The sequence below is a fragment of the Winogradskyella sp. genome (genome assembly GCF_028289625.1).
GTDB lineage: Bacteria > Bacteroidota > Bacteroidia > Flavobacteriales > Flavobacteriaceae > Winogradskyella.
Window position 1 is genome coordinate 33,887 of sequence record NZ_JANQOM010000086.1, and the last position, 20,442, is coordinate 54,328.

At 36.8% G+C, this 20,442-nt stretch carries 15 protein-coding genes; 8 read left to right on the forward strand and 7 right to left on the reverse strand.

The features are described from left to right. Positions 1 to 15 precede the first annotated feature (15 nt). Positions 16 to 1,158, reverse strand: coding sequence for a universal stress protein (locus Q0992_RS16215; RefSeq protein WP_299526849.1), 1,143 nt, complete (start codon positions 1,156 to 1,158; stop codon positions 16 to 18). A gap of 246 nt (positions 1,159 to 1,404) precedes the next feature. Here Q0992_RS16215 and Q0992_RS16220 point away from each other — a divergent pair, with 246 nt between their 5' ends. Next, a complete protein-coding gene (locus tag Q0992_RS16220; RefSeq protein ID WP_299526851.1) occupies positions 1,405 to 2,196 on the forward strand; it encodes a universal stress protein in 792 nt (263 codons plus the stop codon). 88 nt (positions 2,197 to 2,284) lie between these two features. Here Q0992_RS16220 and ppdK read toward each other — a convergent pair whose 3' ends face one another. From ppdK to pflB, 6 genes are all read right to left on the reverse strand, one after another. After that, entirely contained in the window at positions 2,285 to 5,014 is a 2,730-nt protein-coding gene (gene ppdK, locus Q0992_RS16225; protein WP_299526853.1) for a pyruvate, phosphate dikinase, read from the reverse strand. 193 nt (positions 5,015 to 5,207) lie between these two features. After that, the gene (locus Q0992_RS16230; protein ID WP_299526855.1) at positions 5,208 to 6,458 is read right to left on the reverse strand and encodes an OFA family MFS transporter; all 1,251 of its coding nucleotides are present in this window, start codon (positions 6,456 to 6,458) and stop codon (positions 5,208 to 5,210) included. Between the two features lie 15 nt (positions 6,459 to 6,473). Continuing rightward, entirely contained in the window at positions 6,474 to 7,976 is a 1,503-nt protein-coding gene (locus tag Q0992_RS16235) for a DUF3360 family protein (protein WP_299526857.1), read from the reverse strand. 28 nt (positions 7,977 to 8,004) lie between these two features. Then, positions 8,005 to 8,757: a pyruvate formate-lyase-activating protein gene (gene pflA, locus Q0992_RS16240; protein WP_367277978.1), complete on the reverse strand. Its 753-nt coding sequence runs from the start codon at positions 8,755 to 8,757 to the stop codon at positions 8,005 to 8,007. Between the two features lie 8 nt (positions 8,758 to 8,765). Then, a complete protein-coding gene (locus tag Q0992_RS16245) occupies positions 8,766 to 9,944 on the reverse strand; it encodes a hypothetical protein (protein ID WP_299526859.1) in 1,179 nt (392 codons plus the stop codon). A 61-nt stretch (positions 9,945 to 10,005) separates the two neighbouring features. Next, positions 10,006 to 12,231 (reverse strand): formate C-acetyltransferase, encoded by a 2,226-nt coding sequence (pflB, locus tag Q0992_RS16250; protein WP_299526861.1) that lies wholly within the window; start codon positions 12,229 to 12,231, stop codon positions 10,006 to 10,008. Between the two features lie 529 nt (positions 12,232 to 12,760). On the opposite strand from pflB, the gene Q0992_RS16255 reads away from it, so the two are divergent. From Q0992_RS16255 to Q0992_RS16285, 7 genes are all read left to right on the forward strand, one after another. Further along, positions 12,761 to 14,533: a long-chain fatty acid--CoA ligase gene (locus Q0992_RS16255; RefSeq protein WP_299526862.1), complete on the forward strand. Its 1,773-nt coding sequence runs from the start codon at positions 12,761 to 12,763 to the stop codon at positions 14,531 to 14,533. Between the two features lie 117 nt (positions 14,534 to 14,650). Next, complete coding sequence (locus Q0992_RS16260; RefSeq protein WP_299526864.1) at positions 14,651 to 15,079, forward strand: hypothetical protein; 429 nt, start codon at positions 14,651 to 14,653, stop codon at positions 15,077 to 15,079. Positions 15,080 to 15,397: 318 nt separating this feature from the next. Next, positions 15,398 to 15,853, forward strand: a complete 456-nt coding sequence (locus tag Q0992_RS16265) for a MarR family transcriptional regulator (RefSeq protein ID WP_299526866.1) — start codon at positions 15,398 to 15,400, stop codon at positions 15,851 to 15,853. Further along, on the forward strand, positions 15,853 to 18,261 hold the full coding sequence (locus tag Q0992_RS16270) for a 3-hydroxyacyl-CoA dehydrogenase/enoyl-CoA hydratase family protein (protein ID WP_299526868.1): 2,409 nt from the start codon (positions 15,853 to 15,855) through the stop codon (positions 18,259 to 18,261). Before Q0992_RS16265 ends, Q0992_RS16270 begins: the two co-directional genes overlap by 1 nt. Before the next feature lie 8 nt (positions 18,262 to 18,269). Continuing rightward, positions 18,270 to 18,806 carry a hypothetical protein gene (locus tag Q0992_RS16275; RefSeq protein WP_299526869.1) on the forward strand — a complete coding sequence of 179 codons (537 nt, stop codon included), beginning with the start codon at positions 18,270 to 18,272 and terminating at the stop codon, positions 18,804 to 18,806. A gap of 9 nt (positions 18,807 to 18,815) precedes the next feature. Then, positions 18,816 to 20,006 carry an acetyl-CoA C-acyltransferase gene (locus Q0992_RS16280; protein WP_299526871.1) on the forward strand — a complete coding sequence of 397 codons (1,191 nt, stop codon included), beginning with the start codon at positions 18,816 to 18,818 and terminating at the stop codon, positions 20,004 to 20,006. Positions 20,007 to 20,041: 35 nt separating this feature from the next. Continuing rightward, entirely contained in the window at positions 20,042 to 20,407 is a 366-nt protein-coding gene (locus Q0992_RS16285; RefSeq protein WP_299526873.1) for a four helix bundle protein, read from the forward strand. Positions 20,408 to 20,442 lie beyond the last annotated feature (35 nt).

Below are 20,442 nucleotides of genomic sequence, written 5' to 3' on the forward strand. Positions count from 1 at the left end.
GTTTTATATGTACCACTAGCTACCCCTCAACTTACGGACTTCCTTCTCAACTTTGCTGTACCATATACGCTCCTTAATTTCATTAGCACTTTTTCTGTACAACGCCGCTTTTTCTGGTTCATTTAGTTTATCAAATAGATTAGCAATAGCACTATACGCTGGTACATGCATAATATTTATACCTAAACTAGCTTTATATTGCTCAATAGCTTCTTCAAGAAAACCGTCTTTCTCAAGTTGCTCTCCAGCAGCAAATAAAGTTTCAAAGTCTTTGATATCCGTTTCTAAGTGTAGGCTAATCACATCTTGAGATTTGAGAGTTAGGAATGAACATGGCACCTCGCGAATGACTTTTTCGGTAACACTACCTACTACCAAACGATTTAAACCCGTACGGCCTGCTGTTCCCATTATGAGTAGATCCACATTATCTATGGTAATGGTATTCAATATTTCTTGTGCTGCATCACCTGATCTTTCCATTTTAGACCAGTTTAAATTTTCAAGCTTAAACTGCTCTAAAAACTTGTCAAAATCTTTTTTGTGTTTTTCAAAACGTTCTGCATTTTCTTTTTGTAGGTCTTCTTTAGAACTAAACCACGAAGACGTTTCTTCTTCAGACACACTCAAAATAATAAGGTGCGCTTCGAAACGTCTAGCGATAATAATAGCATTGTTTAAGGCACGCTTTGATGGGTCTGAAAAATCAACCGGACAAAGAATAGTTTTGACATTTAAAGTATCGTCCTCCTTAATGACCAAAACAGGTTTTTCACTATTTTGAATAATCCGCTCAGTGGTGGTACCCAATTTAAACTTCTCCTTAGCTTTATTTTCACCCGAACCTACCAAAATCATGTTGGCATTAGTCGCAGAAGCTGCCATTACGATTTGATCATGGGCTACACCATATTTGATTAGTGGTGATTCAACATTAACTCCTTCAGCTTTTATGGCCTCTGAGGTTGCATTTAGTCGGTTTAATGCTGTATCATCCAATAAAGCCTTGACTTTCGAATTAACGATGTCATCTGGCAGTACATGCATAGGTATTATGGTTGACTTAAAAGTTTTAGCCAGGGAAATGGCAACTGATTCTAGATTTTCCGATGTTGATGCAAAATCTTCTGCAAAAAGGATTTTGTCAAGTATTTTCATATAATTTATTCTAACGGTTTTAAAGATTTATTATAATCAAGATAGCTTTTAAATTTGACTTTTTAAGATATCTTGAATCTAGTCAAAATTAATGAAATCTCAAAAAAATTAAATGACATATCTCATGTTTATTTTAATATCTTAACTTGATATTTACTTTTAGAAAATACACAGTAATTATTAATTGATAACTTTGATAATATTTGTTATCTTAAATGCACTTTTTAACTAAATATCAATTTAACAATGTATAAAATCCTTGTTCCCGTAGATTTTTCGAATACCTCAAAAAATGCGCTAAAATATGCCACAAGCTTATTTAGAGGCATAGAATTGGAAATTACCATTTTACATATATATGGTGCGCAGTCCACAGCATTGATGATGAAATCAATTGACAGCATTTTAATTAAAGAGGCTGAAAACCAAATGAGCGCTTTGGTAAAGGAGATGGAGGCGGAAGCACCATCGGTAAGCTTTAAAACAAAATTAGCCAAAAACTATGCAATCTCCACAATATCTGAACTAGGTAATTCGGGCATTTACGATTTCATTGTCATGGGCACCAAAGGTGTCAGCGGTTTGAAAGAAGTATTTATGGGAAGCGTTGCAGGTGGTGTGGTATCAAAAACCTCTGCGCCAGTTATTGTTGTACCACTTGATTATAACTTTAAGGATTTAAAACAAGTTGTATTTGCAGTAGGAGACAATGCTCTTTCAGAAACATCTACCCTACCATTACGAAAGGTATTGACATTACATAAAAGTCAATTAGAGGTACTTCATATTTCTGAAAATAGCAGCCCAGATTTTGAAGTAATCTTAAGTCCCATAAAAGATTTGAACCCAAAGTTAACCCACAAAGATGGTAATGGCGACTTAAATCAACAACTTAATGTCCATGTACAAAATCAGGATACTGATTTGTTATGCTTAGTTAGAACAAAAAAAGACTTTTTTGATAGATTATTTAGTGGTAGCGTCACCCTGAAGCAAACATTTAATAGTCCTATTCCTATCTTAATAACACATGATTAAATTTGATTATCAGTTTTTTGCATGGGTAATCAACTTAAATAAAGAAAGCCTGAAGTTAAACTTCAGGCTTTCTTGAATCACTAACCTATTAAATGGTAGTTTTTATAGCCGCTTGGGCAGCGACCAATCTCGCAATAGGTATTCGATATGGGGAACAACTCACATAATCGATTCCTGTATTGTAACAGAACTCAACAGATGCAGGTTCTCCACCGTGTTCACCACAAATACCTACTTTTAGGTTTGGTTTTGTACTTCGTCCACGTTGTGTTCCAATTTTAACCAATTGTCCAACACCTTCTTCATCAATCACTTCGAATGGGTCATTTTTAAGGATACCCTTCTCAATGTAGATTGGAAGGAATTTACTCGCATCATCACGAGAGTAACCAAAGGTCATTTGTGTTAAGTCATTTGTCCCGAATGAAAAGAAATCCGCTTTCTCAGCAATGAGGTCTGCCATTAATGCTGCTCTTGGCACTTCAATCATTGTACCCACCAAGAAGTCAATATGGTCATTCCGTTCTTTAAAAATAGTTTCGGCCGTTTCTCTAATAATGGTATCCTGAACCTCAAACTCCCGAACTGTTCCCACTAAAGGAATCATGATTTCTGGTTTACAAACAATACCACGTTCTTTCAAATTAAGGGCTGCTTCAATGATAGCCCGTGTTTGCATTGCAGTAATTTCAGGATAGGTGTTTCCTAGACGACAACCTCTATGACCTAACATTGGGTTGAATTCTTCTAATTCGGCAACTTTGTTTTTAACCGCCTGTAATGAAATGTGCATATCTTCTGCCAATTCTTTTTGTGTAGCCAATTGGTGAGGCACAAACTCATGCAACGGTGGATCTAGTAACCTAATGGTCACGGACATACCATCCATGGCTTCAAAAATGCCTTCAAAATCTGCTCTTTGCATAGGCAACAACTCTTCTAAGGCTTGCTTGCGTTCTTTAACAGTATCAGCCAAAATCATTTCGCGCATAGCCTTAATTCTATCAAGTTCAAAGAACATGTGTTCCGTTCTTGTTAAGCCTATACCTTCTGCACCAAAGTTTCGTGCTGTTTTGGCATCTCTAGGTGTATCTGCATTAGTACGTACTTTCATCTTGCGATACTTATCCGACAATGTCATTACTTCAGCAAAATCACCACCTAATGTTGGCTCCATTGTCTCTACCTTACCCTCAATAATATTACCTGTAGAACCGTTCAATGAAATCCAATCACCATCATGGTACACATTACCGTCGACAGTTAAAGTTCTATTTTTATAATTGATTTTAAGCGCACCTGCACCAGAAATACAACATTTACCCATACCACGAGCCACCACAGCAGCATGGGATGTCATACCACCGCGAGCGGTGAGAATACCTTTGGCAATGTTCATGCCTTTTAAATCTTCAGGTGATGTTTCCATACGTACTAATATGGTATTTCGATATTTATCCGCATCATCAGCAAAGAAGACGATTTTACCTGTTGCAGCACCTGGTGATGCAGGTAATCCTTGGGCAATAGTATTAGCCCGTTTTAAAGCATTAGGTTCAAAAATAGGGTGTAATAATTCATCAAGTTTGTTGGGCTCCATCATTAACAAAGCTTCTTTTTCGTTAATCATGCCTTCCTTGAGTAAGTCCATGGCTATCTTCACCATGGCCGCACCAGTACGCTTACCGTTTCTTGTTTGCAAAATCCACAGTTTCCCATTTTGGATGGTAAACTCCATATCTTGCATATCGCGATAGTGCTTCTCTAGTATATCCTGATAGCGGTTTAACTCATCAAAAATAGATGGCATTAACTCTTCCAAAGATGGATATTCCTTTAGTCGATCGTTTTCTTCAATTTTAGCTAGTTCTGCCCAGCGTTTGGATCCCAATTTGGTAATCTGTTGCGGTGTACGAACTCCAGCTACAACATCTTCACCTTGTGCATTGATTAGGTATTCGCCGTTGAAGACATTTTCACCTGTACCTGCATCTCTTGTGAAGCAAACACCTGTACCAGAATTGTCGCCCATGTTACCATACACCATAGCCTGAACATTTACAGCAGTTCCCCAATCTGCAGGATAGCCGTGCATATTACGATAGTAAACCGCTCTGTCTCCATTCCAACTATTAAAAACGGCGATTATTGCGCCCCAGAGTTGATCCCAAGGATCTGTTGGGAAATCTTGTCCTGTACGTTTTTTAATAGCGTCCTTAAAGTCATAAACTAAATCTTGTAAATCTTGAATAGTAAATTCAGTATCTAGTTCTATGCTACGCTTATGCTTAAGATGTTCCATGATTTCCTCAAATGGATCGATATCATCTTTAGATTCTGGTTTCATCCCTAAAACGACGCCGCCATACATTTGAATAAATCTGCGGTATGAATCCCACGCAAATTTTTCATTTTTGGCACGCTTTGCCAAACCTAGAACTGCTTCATCATTGAGGCCTAAATTCAATACCGTATCCATCATACCTGGCATTGAAACTCGTGCACCAGAACGTACAGATATCAACAATGGGTTATCCTTATCTCCAAAGGTAGTGCCCATTTCAGATTCTATGTTGGCAATCGATTGTTCTACTTCTTCTTTAATGAGTTCAATGACAGCGTCCCTACCAATTGTATTGTATTCAGTACAAACTTCGGTCGTTATTGTAAACCCTGGTGGTACGGGAATTCCTAAGGAACTCATTTCGGCCAAATTGGCCCCTTTACCTCCTAGTAAATTTCGCATTTTGCTGTTTCCGTCTGCAGTTTTGTTTCCAAACCTGTAAACTCGAGTTTTCAACTCTTCGAGTACTTCCATTTTAATATGTATTTATGATTCTTATTCCGTGTGAAGTAATGTTGTAATAACATAGTATAAAGATACTTTCAAACACCAAGAAATTAGCTGACAATTGTCAGCTAATAGGAGTTTTTTTGATTAAAAATGCATTAATTTTTTCTTAAAATTTCAATTTTTAAAAGCCTGAAATGCGAATAGTAGATTTTATACATTAGGCTGTTTTGCTCTGGACCTGCTTTTGGGATTTTTTAACTGAAAACTGCATGACTAGAGCAATTAAAAATGCTAAGACAAATAAGCCAGAAAATACCTTTAAAGTGATATCCAATGAGCCAGTCATTGTCTTTACATAATCATAAATGGCTGGACCAAGCAAACCTGCAAATCCTTTTGAAATCAAAACCACGCCAAGGATGGTTCCAAGTTGTTTAGTTCCGAATAAATCACTTAAAAACGCTGGAAGTGTTGCAAAAGCACCACCATATATAGTTATGATGAGCATCAGAACGCCTAAGAACAAAAATTCTTGGCCGATTTGAGCCAAAAAGAAAAACGCTATCATTTGTATCAAAAAGAAAATGATAAAGGTGATTGGTCTCCCAAAGAAATCTGAAAATGCTGACCAAAAAATTCGCCCTAAACCATTAAATGCACCTATTAAACCAACAACGCCAGCAGCTTGCATGGGTGTATAGCTCAATTGGAATTGTGAAATCTGGCTGGCTTCTGCAATCAGGGCAATACCACAAGTAATATTGATAAACATCATAATCCAGATATAATAAAAACGCTTAGACTTTAAGGCTTGTTTAACTGTAAAATCTATAGAATGGGAAGTTGTTGATTTTGTCTTGACTGGTTTGAATCCTTTAGGACGATACCCATCAGGTGGGTTTTCAATGTAGGATGCAGCCAAAAGAATCATTAACGTATAAATGACACCTAAACTATAAAATGTTGAAGTCACACCAATAGTTTCAAATAAATATTGCATCAAAGGACCAAATACCATAGATGCCAATCCAAAAGCCATGATGACAATTCCTACTGCTAAACCGCGTCTATCAGGAAACCATTTTACTAAGACACTAACTGGTGTAATGTAACCAACACCTAATCCTATGCCCGCGATAAGACCGTAAGCGATATAAAATAAAACCAGAGATTGCAACTGTAAGGCCAATCCTGTACCTAAAATGCCTAGACCATAACAGATACCTGCAATAGTGGTGCTTTTTTTTGGCCCTATTTTAGTGACCCATTGCCCAAGAAAAGCTGCTGAAAAGCCCATAACTAGTATGGTAATTTGAAACGCCCATTTTACCACTGAAGCATCTACATTAAATATGCTTTTTACGGGATCAGTAATCACTGAAAAGGCATATACCGAGCCTATGGATATATGAATAGCGATAGCACTCAATACCATTAACCATCTGTTTTTTGTGTTTTTTAGCTCCATCTTCAACAATTCATTTTATAAAAAGGCATCGATTCCGTATGTGCCTTTGAGCATACCAACAGCAAAAACTGCAATCAGACAGATAAAGAGAATACCTAAAGGTATGATTACTTTATCTACAAATGACAATGTTTTAGGACGTTCCCTATCTCCTATTAGGCCATTATTATCCAAGAACATGGCTAAGGCCCAAGCCAATACAGGGTTTGTGACCATGGCCATAAAAATACAAATCCCGGCTGCTTGAGCGGCTGCACTTTCCTTGACCATTTGGATACCAGCTTCAACTAAAGGTAAAAATACGCCAACCAGTAAGGCTGTAGTAGTTACAGGCGGCCAAACGGCAACATCCATTGGGCTTCCTATGATTGCAATAGCCATAACTAATAGTCCTAATAAAATTGCACCTGCTGGAATTGGTCGTTTGGCAATAGCCGCAGGAATCATGTAGGTACCCCAAGACGAGGTGATATTTCCACCACCGACGGCTGTACCTACCATTTGCCTAAAAGAGCACATGGTCATGGTGTCGTCTACGTCCATTAATACTTTTTCTGAACCTTTTGGATAATTCATTTCCTGAAAAATACGATGCCCCAAAAAATCTGGCGACCACATAGATACCGCCAAAATAGCAAACGGCAACGAAGCAATAAAATGTTGCATATTTGGCAAACCTAACATCCAACCTTCTTCAGTACTTCCCCACCAATAGAAAGGATTGAGATTAGGCAAGCCCATTTCGGTAGTAAATTGGAGATCAAAACCAGAACCACCAATTAGTGCAATGACCAAAGCTAAAATAGCACAAGTTGGAATGGCCAACCAACGCTTATCAATACGCGCCAAATAACTGTATAAAATGACTGTAGATACCAAGATGATAAAACCCAAATAACCTAATGAACCGGCTTCAATGATTTCGGATTGCAAACCCATTGACCAAGACTGCAACGTTTTTATTTGACTAAACGCTCCTGTAAATCCCAAAAAAATGAGTAAACCACCTGCTACACCTTTACTGGTTAAATCCACTAAGCGCGAGCCTCCTTTAAAATAACTCAACAATAAGCCAAAAACACCTATCAAAATGGCTAATGCCAGAGGATGTGCACCTGCAAGAGCAATACTGGCAATCAACGGAATCATAGGGCCATGGTTACCAGCTAAGTTAGCTCTAGGGTTAAAAAAACCTGAAGCTAAAATTACAAAGAGTAATGCAGGGATGAGCATTTCCACACGAGACACTTCTATAGCAAAGGCTTTACCGAGTGTAATATGGTCCCAAGCTTCAGTTAAACCTTCTGCCCAAGCCAACATAACTGAGGAATACATCGCAATAATACCTATAGTTCCTGCAAAGGCTGGTACCAAATCTTCCCACTCGAACCTAAAATCGCGACCAGGTAAATTAAGTTTATACCGTCTTGGTTTCATGATTTTGAGTTCATGCTCTAAATACTCAGAACGATTTTTGAATGCTGATGCTGGTTGATGCTGTTCTTTATAGCTCTTCATACGACTTATAAGATTGACTGGTTTCGAGTTAATTGATACTAACCTGTTTAAAATAGGCTAGTAATAAAGTAGATGCTTGTTGCAGTTCAGCTTCTGTATTTTCGCGTGCATCCTTTAGTTTATAGTCCCATCCTAAGGCTTCCCACTTATGGACACCCAATTTATGATAAGGCTGAATCTCAAGTTTTTCGATGGTTTTGTAGCTTTTAAAGTACTCGCCCATGGTATGCAATAATTCTGGTGCATCGGTGAGTCCCGGAATCAATACATAACGCAACCACATTGGTTTGCCCGAAGCTTCCCTATGGGTAGATACATTAAAGGTGGTTTCCTTGTTTTTCTGTCCTGTAATTTGTTGGTAGCCTTCCTCGCTCATGGATTTAATATCTAACATCACCAAATCAGTATAATCATCCATCAACTCCTTGGCGAAATTATTTAGGATACGACCATTAGTATCTAAAGCCGTATGGATGCCTTCAGCCTTTAATTTTTTGAATAGTGGAATTAATGCTTTGGCTTGCAGCAAAGGTTCGCCACCAGAAATCGTCACCCCGCCATGTTTGCCAAAATAAGGTTTGGATTTTATGATGATGTTAAATAATTCATCAACTGTATATGGTTTTCCACCATCCATAGCTATAGTATCGGGATTATGGCAATACAAACACTTTAATTTACAGCCCTGCAAAAAAACCACACACCGAACTCCAGGCCCATCGTGAGTGCCAAAGGTCTCAATAGAGTGAACATTTAATATGTTTTCCGCCGTTTTGATGATTCAGTATTTTAATATTTGATATTGTTTAATTTCTCTTGTCCTTTTTCCAGCCATATCCTTATGGTATCATTTAAATCTTTGGCGGTAAGGTCTTTGTCTCGATACTCAAATTCCTGTCCTTTGATATAATCTACTTGTTCAGGCTTAATGAAATCGGAAATTTGTGTAACAACTTCATAATCACTTATTGGAGTAAAAAAGATATAGCCATCACAAAAGTCCTTCAAACTAAAATTGGGATATCCATATTTATATTTTGAATTCTCACCTGCTAAATCCCCAAAAGGTGTGTTCTCAGTATCCACCCCAAATGGCATATATTTTTGATAGTCTTCAATTGAAAATAGCCTATCCAAAACGCCCTCGACAGGAAATACTTCCTCTGTATCGTCTTCCGAACCCCAAGATCCGTGTAAAAAAATCGTCATGGTTTTGTCACCAATTTTATTCTTAACTAGGTTACCCATACGTTCCTTTTCATATACTCCACCAAAACTTTTGGTTGCAGCATTAAATCTGGGCTGGTAATAGGATGTAAATGCATGATGAATACCAGAATGAATGAGAGCCTTTTCTCCCTTATCTAAGACTTCGGTTTGAATGGCATGAGCAGAATAACCTTCATCTTCATCAAACTCATAGCTCCCAGCAAAAACCTTAGACATTATTTCTGGGTTTTGAAAGTCTTCTTCCTTTTGAACATAACTAAAATCCATCACTTCTTGAATACCAAATATTTTAAATCGTTTTGCATCATTTGGCAGATTTTTATTGAGCTCCCAAGCTTTTTTATAGACATCTATATATTCCTTGTAGCCCCAACCCCAATCTGAATTAAAGGCAATCTCTTCTGCGAGTTTGTCATCAAAGGTCTCAGCAGTAATCAATTGGTTTGCTGTTTCGGTATCCTCATAGTTTAAAAATTCGGTACCTAAATTGTAGATTCCATTTTCGTATAATACAGGAATTAAATCCTTTACAAATTCGACTTGTTGTTTTATCCAGTGGTTTTCTCCAATAAAGATGACATCATGGTCATTGAACTTATTGATAACATAAGTGGTTGGGGCTACTCTATTAGTTTCTAGATAACTTATAATTGGATGGGGAGCTCCATTTTGTTCAGTCTTGCCTTTGCAAGCAAAAAGAAAGAGCATTAATAGTACTAAACGTTTTATGATTTTCATATTTTGATTGATATAAAAAAGCACCTAAAATTTAGTGTCTAGGTGCTTTTTTACTGACTAATTACATGGATTCATGGAAGGACCTCGAAATCACTTCCAATTGTTGTTCTCTTGTCAATCTTACAAAGTTTACAGCATATCCAGAAACTCTAATTGTAAGCTGAGGATATTCTTCTGGGCGCTCCATCGCGTCAAGAAGTGTTTCCTTATCCAAGACATTGATATTAACATGTTGCGCATTATTTGAAAAATAGCCATCTAATATTGCCGTTAGATTTTCAACACGTGTTTCTACATCAGCACCTAGCGATTTAGGTACAATTGAAAAGGTGTTAGATATACCGTCTTGGGCATCTTCATAATTAATTTTTGCAACGGAATTTAATGATGCAATCGCACCCATTTCATCACGGCCATGCATTGGATTAGCACCAGGTGCAAATGGCACACCCAAAGCACGTCCATCTGGTGTTGCACCAGTCTTTTTACCATATACCACGTTAGATGTAATGGTCAGTACAGATAAACTTGGCTCTGCATTTTTATAAATTGGGAATTGCTTTAATTCATTATTGAAATCCGCTACTGCCTGTGCTGCTAAGGTATCGACTCTATCATCATCATTGCCATATTTAGGGAAATCGCCTTCAATTTCAAAATCTATGGTTAGGCCTTGTTCATTTCTAATTGGTTTGACTTTGGCATATTTTATAGCAGAAAGTGAATCGGCAACTATCGATAAACCAGCAATACCATAAGCAATATTGATATGAGGATTAGTATCAATTAATGCCATTTGGGCTTTTTCGTAATAGTATTTATCGTGCATATAGTGAATGATATTCATAGAATCACTATATACCCTAGCAATTTCTTGCATGGCAATTTTGAAGTTAACCATAACTTTATCAAAATCCAGATATTCATCCTTATCTTCAGGTACACCATCAAAAATTTGGGTTCCCGTCAACTCACAACGGCCTCCATTTAATGCTAATAATAATGTTTTAGCTAAGTTGGTACGTGCTCCAAAGAACTGAATAGATTTTCCTAAATCCTGATGTGACACACAACATGCTATTCCGTAATCATCACTATAACGTACATCTCGCATCAGTCTATCATTTTCGAACTGAAGAGATGAGGTTTCAATAGCTACTTTAGCACAGAACTTCTTAAAGTTTTCGGGCAAATCTTCTGCCCACAACACTGTCATATTAGGCTCTGGTGATGGGCCTAAATTATATAAGGTATTTAAGAATCTGAAAGAGGTTTTTGTCACTTTTGTTCTACCATCAGTGAACATACCACCTATGGCCTCTGTTACCCATGTTGGATCACCTGCAAATATTTCGTCATAGGCCTTCATTCTTAAATGACGTACTAGTCGCAATTTCATCACAAATTGATCGATGTACTCTTGAGCTTCAGATTCTGTGATTGTCCCATCTTGTAAATCCTGTTCGATATAAATATCCAAGAACGTTGATACATTACCTAAGGACATAGCTGCACCATCTTGTTCCTTAACAGCTGCTAGATAAGCCATGTAAGTCCACTGAACTGCTTCTTTTGCATTCTCAGCAGGTCGAGTTAAATCAAGGTCATATTTTTGACCAAGAACTATCATGGCCTTTAATGCCTTAATCTGCTCCGAAACTTCTTCTCGAAGTCGAATAACATCATCCGTAAATGGACCTGTTATAGACTCTAAATCTTTTTGCTTTTGCTCAATTAAAAAGTTTATTCCATAAAGTGCAACCCGTCTGTAATCTCCAATAATACGTCCTCTGGCATAATTATCTGGTAAGCCTGTAAGAATTCCCAAAGAACGGTATTTTTTAATTTCAGCATTATAGGCATCAAATACCCCATCATTATGGGTCTTTACATACTTAGAAAACAATTCAGTTAACTTTTCATTTGGCGCTTTACCGTGTTCTGATAGTGCTTTTTGAACCACCTTAAAACCTCCAAAAGGTTTCATGGCACGTTTTAAAAGCTCATCGGTTTGAAGTCCGACAATAACTTCTTTTTCTTTATCAATATATCCAGCGTCAAAGGCCTCAACAGTAGATATGGTATCTGTGTCTAAACTACGTACACCATCTCTGGCTCGTTCTTCTTCCATAGCCTCCAAACAAGTTTTCCATAAAGCCTTAGTAGCCTCAGTCGGTCCAACCAAAAACTCACTTGAGCCATGGTATGGGGTGATATTGTTGAACACAAAACTTCTTACATTTATCGATTTAGTCCAAAGACCCTCTAAAAATTGTTTTACTTCCATGATTACTATAAATATTTATATCTAAAAATTGTCTTTTCTGTAATACAAAATTAGATATGAAATAAATCATTAATGCTGATTTTTATCATGTTTTGCTTTTTAAAACCCCTTGTCATTAAAGGGATAGCTAGCGAAAACGTTTGAGTTAAGGCACTACAGGATTTATTTAAATTATAATTTTTTCATTTCTTAAGCTTTTAAAAAAAGAATTGGTGCGGTTAGAAATCTTTATAGCTGAGATTCAACCAACTAATCATAAATTATTATTATTTTTACCGTGATACTTTTTTGCTAATAATATTGATTAATCACTTAGGATTGTGACTTAAATTTTATTAGTTGTTAGGGTGAAAAGTATCACAATTTCAAAGGGCTTTATTCGATAAAGCCCTTTTTATATTTCTTTAAAAAGCAAAATAAATCTTAAAATATTCTATTTCATCTTATTAATTAACAGAGGGTAAAAAAATTCGACCTAAATTTCTTATTTTCGTAAAAATCCCTATTAATTTTTTGCATATTCTAAATTATGACAGACGTTAAACGCCTCTTTGATTTCCCTTACTATCAACTGCAACATAAGCCAAACGCTAAGGCCTTAGTGACTAAATACAATGGTGAATGGACACCAATATCAACCCAAGAATATATTGATAAAGCCAATGCTGTAAGCCGTGCACTGATAAAAATGGGCGTAAAGAAAGACGACAAAATTGCTGTGATATCCTCGACGAACCGAACCGAGTGGAATATTATGGATATTGGTGTGCTTCAGGTCGGTGCACAGAACATACCTATTTATCCAACGATTTCAGCAGAAGATTATGAATATGTATTAAATCACAGTGAATCCATTTACTGCTTCGTTTCTGATGAAGAAGTCTTGGAAAAAATAAAAAAGGTACAAGACAATACTAAATTGAAAGATGTTTATTCCTTTGACCATATTGATGGATGTAAGCATTATTCTGAATTACTTGAATTGGGTAAAGATGAGAGCAACCAAAACGAAGTTGAAGCTAGAAAGGACGCTGTACAACCTAACGATTTAGCAACGATAATATACACCTCTGGTACAACAGGTAAGCCTAAAGGGGTTATGTTGTCGCATTGGAATATTACGAGTAATGCTCTAGACGCGTCAAAACGATTGCCACCAATTGATGGGGAAACAAGAGTTCTCAGCTTCTTACCTATTTGCCATATTTTTGAGCGCGTTCTTATCTATATATATCAGTATGCAGGCACAAGTGTTTACTTTGCCGAAGGCTTGGATAAAATAGGTGATAATGCCAAGGAAATAAAACCACATTTAATGAGTGTGGTACCACGACTTCTCGAAAAAGTTTTTGATAAAATAATGCTTAAAGCTGATGAATTATCCGGAATAAAACAGAAACTATTTTACTGGGCAGTAGAACTGGGCGAAAAATGGGAACCCTACAGAGCAAATGGTTCTTGGTACGAATTTAAATTGAGCATCGCTAACAAGCTTATATTTAGCAAGTGGCGAGAAGCGCTAGGCGGAGAATTAAAAACTATGGTTTCTGGTAGTGCAGCCTTACAACCTAGATTATCTAGGGTTTTTTGTGCAGGCCAAATGCAAGTTATGGAAGGTTATGGGCTTACTGAGACCTCACCCGTGGTCTCGGTAGGAATGTATAGAGATCACCATTACAAAGTTGGAACAGTCGGTAAACCTATAGATAATGTTGAGGTTAAAATTGCAGAAGATGGCGAAATTCTAATTAAGGGTCCAAATGTGATGCTAGGTTATTACAAAGACCAAGAAAAAACAGCCAGTGTAATGACAGGAGATTATTTCCATACTGGCGACAAAGGTATTATAGACAAAAATGGTTTCCTGAAAATCACAGGACGTAAAAAAGAAATGTTTAAAACCTCTGGTGGTAAATATATCATTCCTACATTATTGGAAAATGACTTAAAGCAATCTTTGTTTATCGAACAAGTAATGGTGGTTGGAGAAGGTGAAAAAATGCCAGGAGCTATTATCCAACCTAATTTTGAATTCATTAGAGATTGGATAGAACACAAAAATCATGACATTGGCACTTCCGAACAAGAAATTGCAACATCAAAAAAAGTGATTAAACGCATACAAAAGGAAGTTGATAAATACAACAAGAATTTCGGAAAATGGGAGCAGATAAAACGTTTCGAGTTGACTTCCGAAGCTTGGACTATTGATGATGGTCACCTTACTCCTACCATGAAAATGAAGCGAAGTGTTATCAGGGAAAAATACGACAATTTGTACGAAAAAATATATCGGCAATAATAGATATTGTTAGCCCTAAAAAAGTTCGAGATGATAATTTAAGTTTTAATCTTTGTATTAATCCATTTTGGAATAATAATTGATGCCTAATTTTAAAACTATTTAATCACAAAACGCATGAAATATTTTAAAACAGTAATCGTATGCTTTGTCATTTTAGCATTACCAAACACAACATTTGGTCAAGACACCTATTCTAAAACTACAAGTGAGCTTGTTTTTGAGGATAGCTCAGAAAAACGTTTTATTGAAACATATGTTACTGAAGATGCATTAAGCCTTCATTTCACGGTTAATTGCGAACTTAAGGAAGGTTTAATAGCTGTTGAAATTATAAACTCTGAAACAGGAAAAAACTATGGGTCTTTTACTGTAGGAGGTTCAAAATCCGATACTCCAAATCAAAGTTCTACTGTAAAGGAAAATGTAATAAGCAATATTCATAAAGTAATTAAAAGTCCTACAATCGGATATTATAAAATAAACATAGTCGCTGAAAATGCTAAAGCTGAACTTAAGGTTACCGTAGAGCAATTCTACAACTAATAAGCAAAAGATATATCTTCCCCTTAATAGAGAACTATCCCACAGTAGTTTCCTCTCAATACTTTTTTAGTTCCCTAATAGTAGCATATAAAAAAGTCAATCTTTTTTAGACTGGCTATGAACATGTAATTACAAAGGTCTTCTATTTTAAATAATTAGCAATTCGCGATACAAGCCTTAATGGATATCATTTATCCATAACTAGAAAACTCCTATAAAACTGAAATCACATAACTATAAACCTGCTGTCTTAATTTTGAATAATTTATTATGCATGCATAGTATTTTTTACTATCTTTGGAAACCAAACTAAATTCAATGAAAGACAAAACAATAGATTATGTACTGAGAACCACATGGTTAGCAGTAAATAAAATGTATAATGAAGAAGCTTCTAAATTCGACACAACGATGGCTACGGGTTTTGCATTGTTGAGTATTGACCCAGAAAAAGGGACTCCTTCTACCTCCTTGGGTCCAAAAATGGGTATGGAAGCAACCAGTCTTTCACGTACGCTAAAGACGATGGAAGAAAAGGGGTTAATAGAACGTAAACCAAATCCAGAGGACGGTCGTGGAGTATTAATCCACTTAACGGACTTTGGCAGGGAAAAAAGAGAGTATTCCAAAGAGCGTGTACTAATTTTTGACAATGCCATAAGATCTAATATTTCTACTGAAAAAATTGAGCATTTCTATGAAGTTGCCGAGCTAATAAACAATATGATATCTAACAAAAAAATATACAATCAAAAAGAACATATTTTAAAATAATGAGTAAACGAAGAATAAAGAAAATCGCTATCGTCGGTTCTGGTATTATGGGAAGCGGAATTGCTTGCCATTTTGCTAATATCGGTGTTGATGTACTTTTACTGGATATCGTTCCAAGAGAACTTAATGATAAAGAGAAAGCTAAAGGCTTAACTTTGGAAGACAAAGCGGTGAGAAATCGTTTGGTTAATGATGCCTTAAATGCATCTATCAAATCCAAACCCGCTCCACTCTACCACCCTTCTTTCAAAAACAGAATTACTACAGGTAATTTAGAAGACGATATTGCTAAAGTGGCTGATGTAGACTGGATTATGGAGGTGGTTGTTGAGCGTTTGGACATTAAGCAACAAGTTTTTGAAAAATTAGAAAAATACAGAACTCCTGGCACACTTATTACATCGAACACTTCAGGTATTCCTATAAAATTCATGAGCGAAGGCCGAAGCGAGGATTTTCAGAAGCACTTTTGCGGAACGCACTTCTTCAATCCTGCACGTTACTTAAAATTGTTCGAAATTATTCCAGGACCAAAAACTGATGCCTCAGTATTAGAGTTTTTAAACGGTTATGGAGAACAATTCCTAGGAAAAACCTCGGTAGTGGCCAAAGACACACCAGCATTTATTGGTAACCGTATAGGTATATTCAGCATTATGAGTTTATTCCATACGGTTAAGGATTTGGATTTAACTATTGAAGAAGTTGATAAATTATCAGGTCCAGTAATTGGACGCCCTAAATCTGCAACGTTCAGAACCGTTGATGTGGTTGGTTTAGATACTTTAGTACATGTAGCGAATGGCATTAGGGAAAATTGCCCAGATGATGAGCGTCATGAATTATTTCAGTTACCAGACTTCATCAATACCATGATGGAAAACAAATGGTTAGGAAGTAAGACAGGGCAAGGTTTCTACAAAAAACATGTATCACCTGAAGGTAAGAAAGACATTTTATCTTTAGATCTAAACACTCTCGAATATCGAGAAAAGCAGCGTGCAAAATTTGCGACTTTAGAGCTTACAAAAACCATAGACAAAGTTGCAGATCGTTTCAAGGTGCTCGCTAAAGGTAAAGACAAAGCAGGTGAATTTTACCGTAAAACGCTTTCGGCTTTATTTGCATATGTATCTAATCGTATTCCAGAAATCACAGATGATTTATACAAAATAGATGATGCTATGAAAGCAGGATTTGGCTGGGAACATGGACCCTTCCAAATTTGGGATGCCATAGGAGTTGAAGCAGGTATAGCCATGATGAAAGCCGAAGGGTTAGAGCCAAGTGCATGGGTCAATGACATGCTAGCTTCAGGAAGTACTTCGTTCTACACTATAAAAGATGGAGCCACATACGCGTACGATATTCCAAAGAAATCACAGGAGAAAATTCCAGGACAAGATAGTTTCATCATACTTGATAACATCAGAACATCAAATGAAGTATTTAAGAACTCAGGAGTTGTTATAGAAGACTTAGGTGATGGTATTTTGAACTGTGAATTCCAGTCCAAAATGAACACCATTGGTGGAGATGTTCTTACAGGATTGAATAAAGCAGTTGATTTAGCAGAAAAAGATTTTGAAGGTTTGGTCATCGGTAACCAAGGAGCCAACTTCTCTGTTGGTGCTAATATAGGTATGATATTTATGATGGCTGTAGAACAGGAATATGACGAACTAAATATGGCCATTAAGTATTTTCAGGATACTATGATGCGTATGCGTTACTCAGCCATCCCAACGGTTGCAGCACCTCACGGCATGTCATTGGGAGGCGCTTGTGAATTATCCATGCATGCCGATAAAGTAGTGGCTGCAGCAGAAACTTACATAGGTCTGGTGGAGTTTGGTGTTGGTGTGATTCCTGGAGGAGGAGGTTCCAAAGAAATGGCCCTAAGAGCATCTGATACGTTTAGAAAAGGTGATGTTGAGTTAAATGTGCTGCAAGAATACTTCCTTACCATAGGAATGGCAAAAGTAGCTACCTCTGCATACGAAGCCTTTGACTTAGGTGTCTTACAAAAAGGAAAAGACATCGTAATTGTGAATAAGGATCGTCAGATTGCCACAGCTAAAGCACATGCCAAATTAATGGCTGATGCTGGTTATACGCATCCTGTAAAACGAAAAGATGTAAAGGTGTTAGGTAAGCAAGCCTTAGGCATGTTCTTAGTAGGGACGGATGCTATGGAAGCGAGTCACTACATAAGCGAGCATGACCAAAAAATAGCAAATAAGTTGGCTTACGTTATGGCTGGTGGTGATTTATCCGAACCGTCATTAGTAACTGAACAGTATTTATTGGATTTAGAGCGTGAAGCATTCTTATCGCTATGTACTGAGCGTAAAACATTAGAACGCATTCAGCATATGTTAAAAACAGGTAAACCATTACGTAATTAATCCTTAACATGACTAAGTCGAGAACAGATAGATTACAAAGTTTTGGAACCATTTTGGCTCTAGTTATAAGTGTGATAGCTATGGTGACTTCTATTTATGAGGCTAACATTATGAAATCACAGCAAAAAGCTATGGTGTGGCCTTACTTAAAGACCACCCAAAGTTACAGTAACGAGGGTTTTAATATTAAGGTTTTTAATAATGGCATTGGCCCTGCTCTTGTAAAATCGGTTGAAGTTAGTTTTAAAAATCACCCTTTAAAGGATATCGATGAACTTTTGGATTCACTAAAACCAGACAGAACGTTTGGATATGATATTTTAAAAACAAATGACGTTAATAACTATGTCTTTAAACCTGGTGAGGAACAAGTGTTGATGGGACTTAGTTGGACAGATGAAACCAGAGACCTTTTAGAAAATCTACAATATGTAAATATTAAAATTGCCTATGAATCGGTACTAGGTGATTATTGGGTTTATGATGCCCGTAACGAAACAAACAAGCAAGAAAAATTTAAAGCAAGATTAGAATACGATAATTGATTTTATGTTATGAAACAAGTATATATAGTAAAAGGCTATAGAACGGCTGTAGGTAAATCCAAAAGAGGTGGTTTCCGATTTAAGAGGGCTGACGAACTCGCTGCTGAAACGATTCAGTATATGATGAACAAATTACCAGATTTTGATGTTACTAGAATTGATGATGTTATTGTTGGTAATGCCATGCCAGAGGGCTCTCAAGGGCTTAACATGGCACGTATCATATCATTAATAGGATTAAATACAGTTGATGTGCCTGGAGTTACAGTGAATCGTTTTTGCTCTTCAGGATTAGAAACCATTGCCATGGCTGTTGCAAAAATTCAAGCAGGTATGGCAGATTGTATTATTGCAGGCGGTGCCGAAAGTATGAGTTCGGTACCTATGACAGGTTTTAAACCCGAACTTAATTATGAGATTGTCAACTCTGGACATGAGGATTATTATTGGGGAATGGGCAATACTGCAGAAGCTGTTGCCGAAAAGTATAAGGTATCAAGAGAAGATCAGGATGAGTTTGCGTACAATTCGCACATGAAAGCTTTAAAAGCTCTAGCTGAAGGGCGTTTTCAAGATCAAATTGTGCCGATTGAAGTCGCTGAAACCTATGTCGATGCCAATGGTAAAAAAGCTAACCGAAATTTTACCGTTTCAAAAGATGAAGGTCCAAGACAGGGAACGAGTAAAGAAGCCTTAGCAAAATTACGACCTGTTTTTGCGCAAGGTGGTTCAGTGACCGCAGGCAACTCTTCGCAAACGAGCGATGGCGCAGCTTTTGTATTGGTGATGAGTGAGGATATGGTCCAAGAACTAAATCTAGAACCTATTGCAAGATTAGTAAGTTATGCTGCTGCTGGAGTACCACCAAGAATTATGGGAATTGGTCCTGTAGCTGCTATTCCAAAAGCATTAAAGCAAGCTGGACTCTCGCAAAGTGATATTGAATTGATTGAATTGAACGAAGCGTTTGCCTCTCAATCATTAGCTGTGATAAGAGAACTAGATTTAAAACAAGATATCGTCAATGTGAATGGTGGTGCTATAGCACTTGGTCATCCTCTAGGCTGTACTGGCGCTAAGCTTTCAGTACAATTGTTTGATGAAATGCGTAAACGTGATATGCAGAATAAATACGGCATGGTAACCATGTGCGTAGGTACTGGACAAGGAGCCGCTGGGATATTCGAATTTCTTAATTAAAAGATAAGGGATTATAGAAAAAAGATTATAGACTTATGAGCTCTAGAAAAAGACACAACTATAAAAATTTGAAAATATGGCAATTAGGCTTGGAAATTTCATTTGAAGTTTCAGATATTATTGTTGAATTTCCTAAACATGAACGTTATGACTTATCATCTCAAATGAGTAGATGTTCGGTATCAATGCCAAGTAACATTGCCGAAGGTTCAGCAAAAAGTGATAAATCATTTATTAATTATTTGAATATTTCACTGGGCTCTTCTTTTGAACTTAGCACCCAACTTTTAGTTGCGCATTATAGAAACTATATAGATAATCAAACGTTAAATAAACTTGAAGAAAAAATAGAGGAATTTCAAAAAATGACTATGGGATTTCAAAATGGACTTAGTGCTTAAGTCTTCACTCTCTACTCTATTTTCTCTTTTCTAAA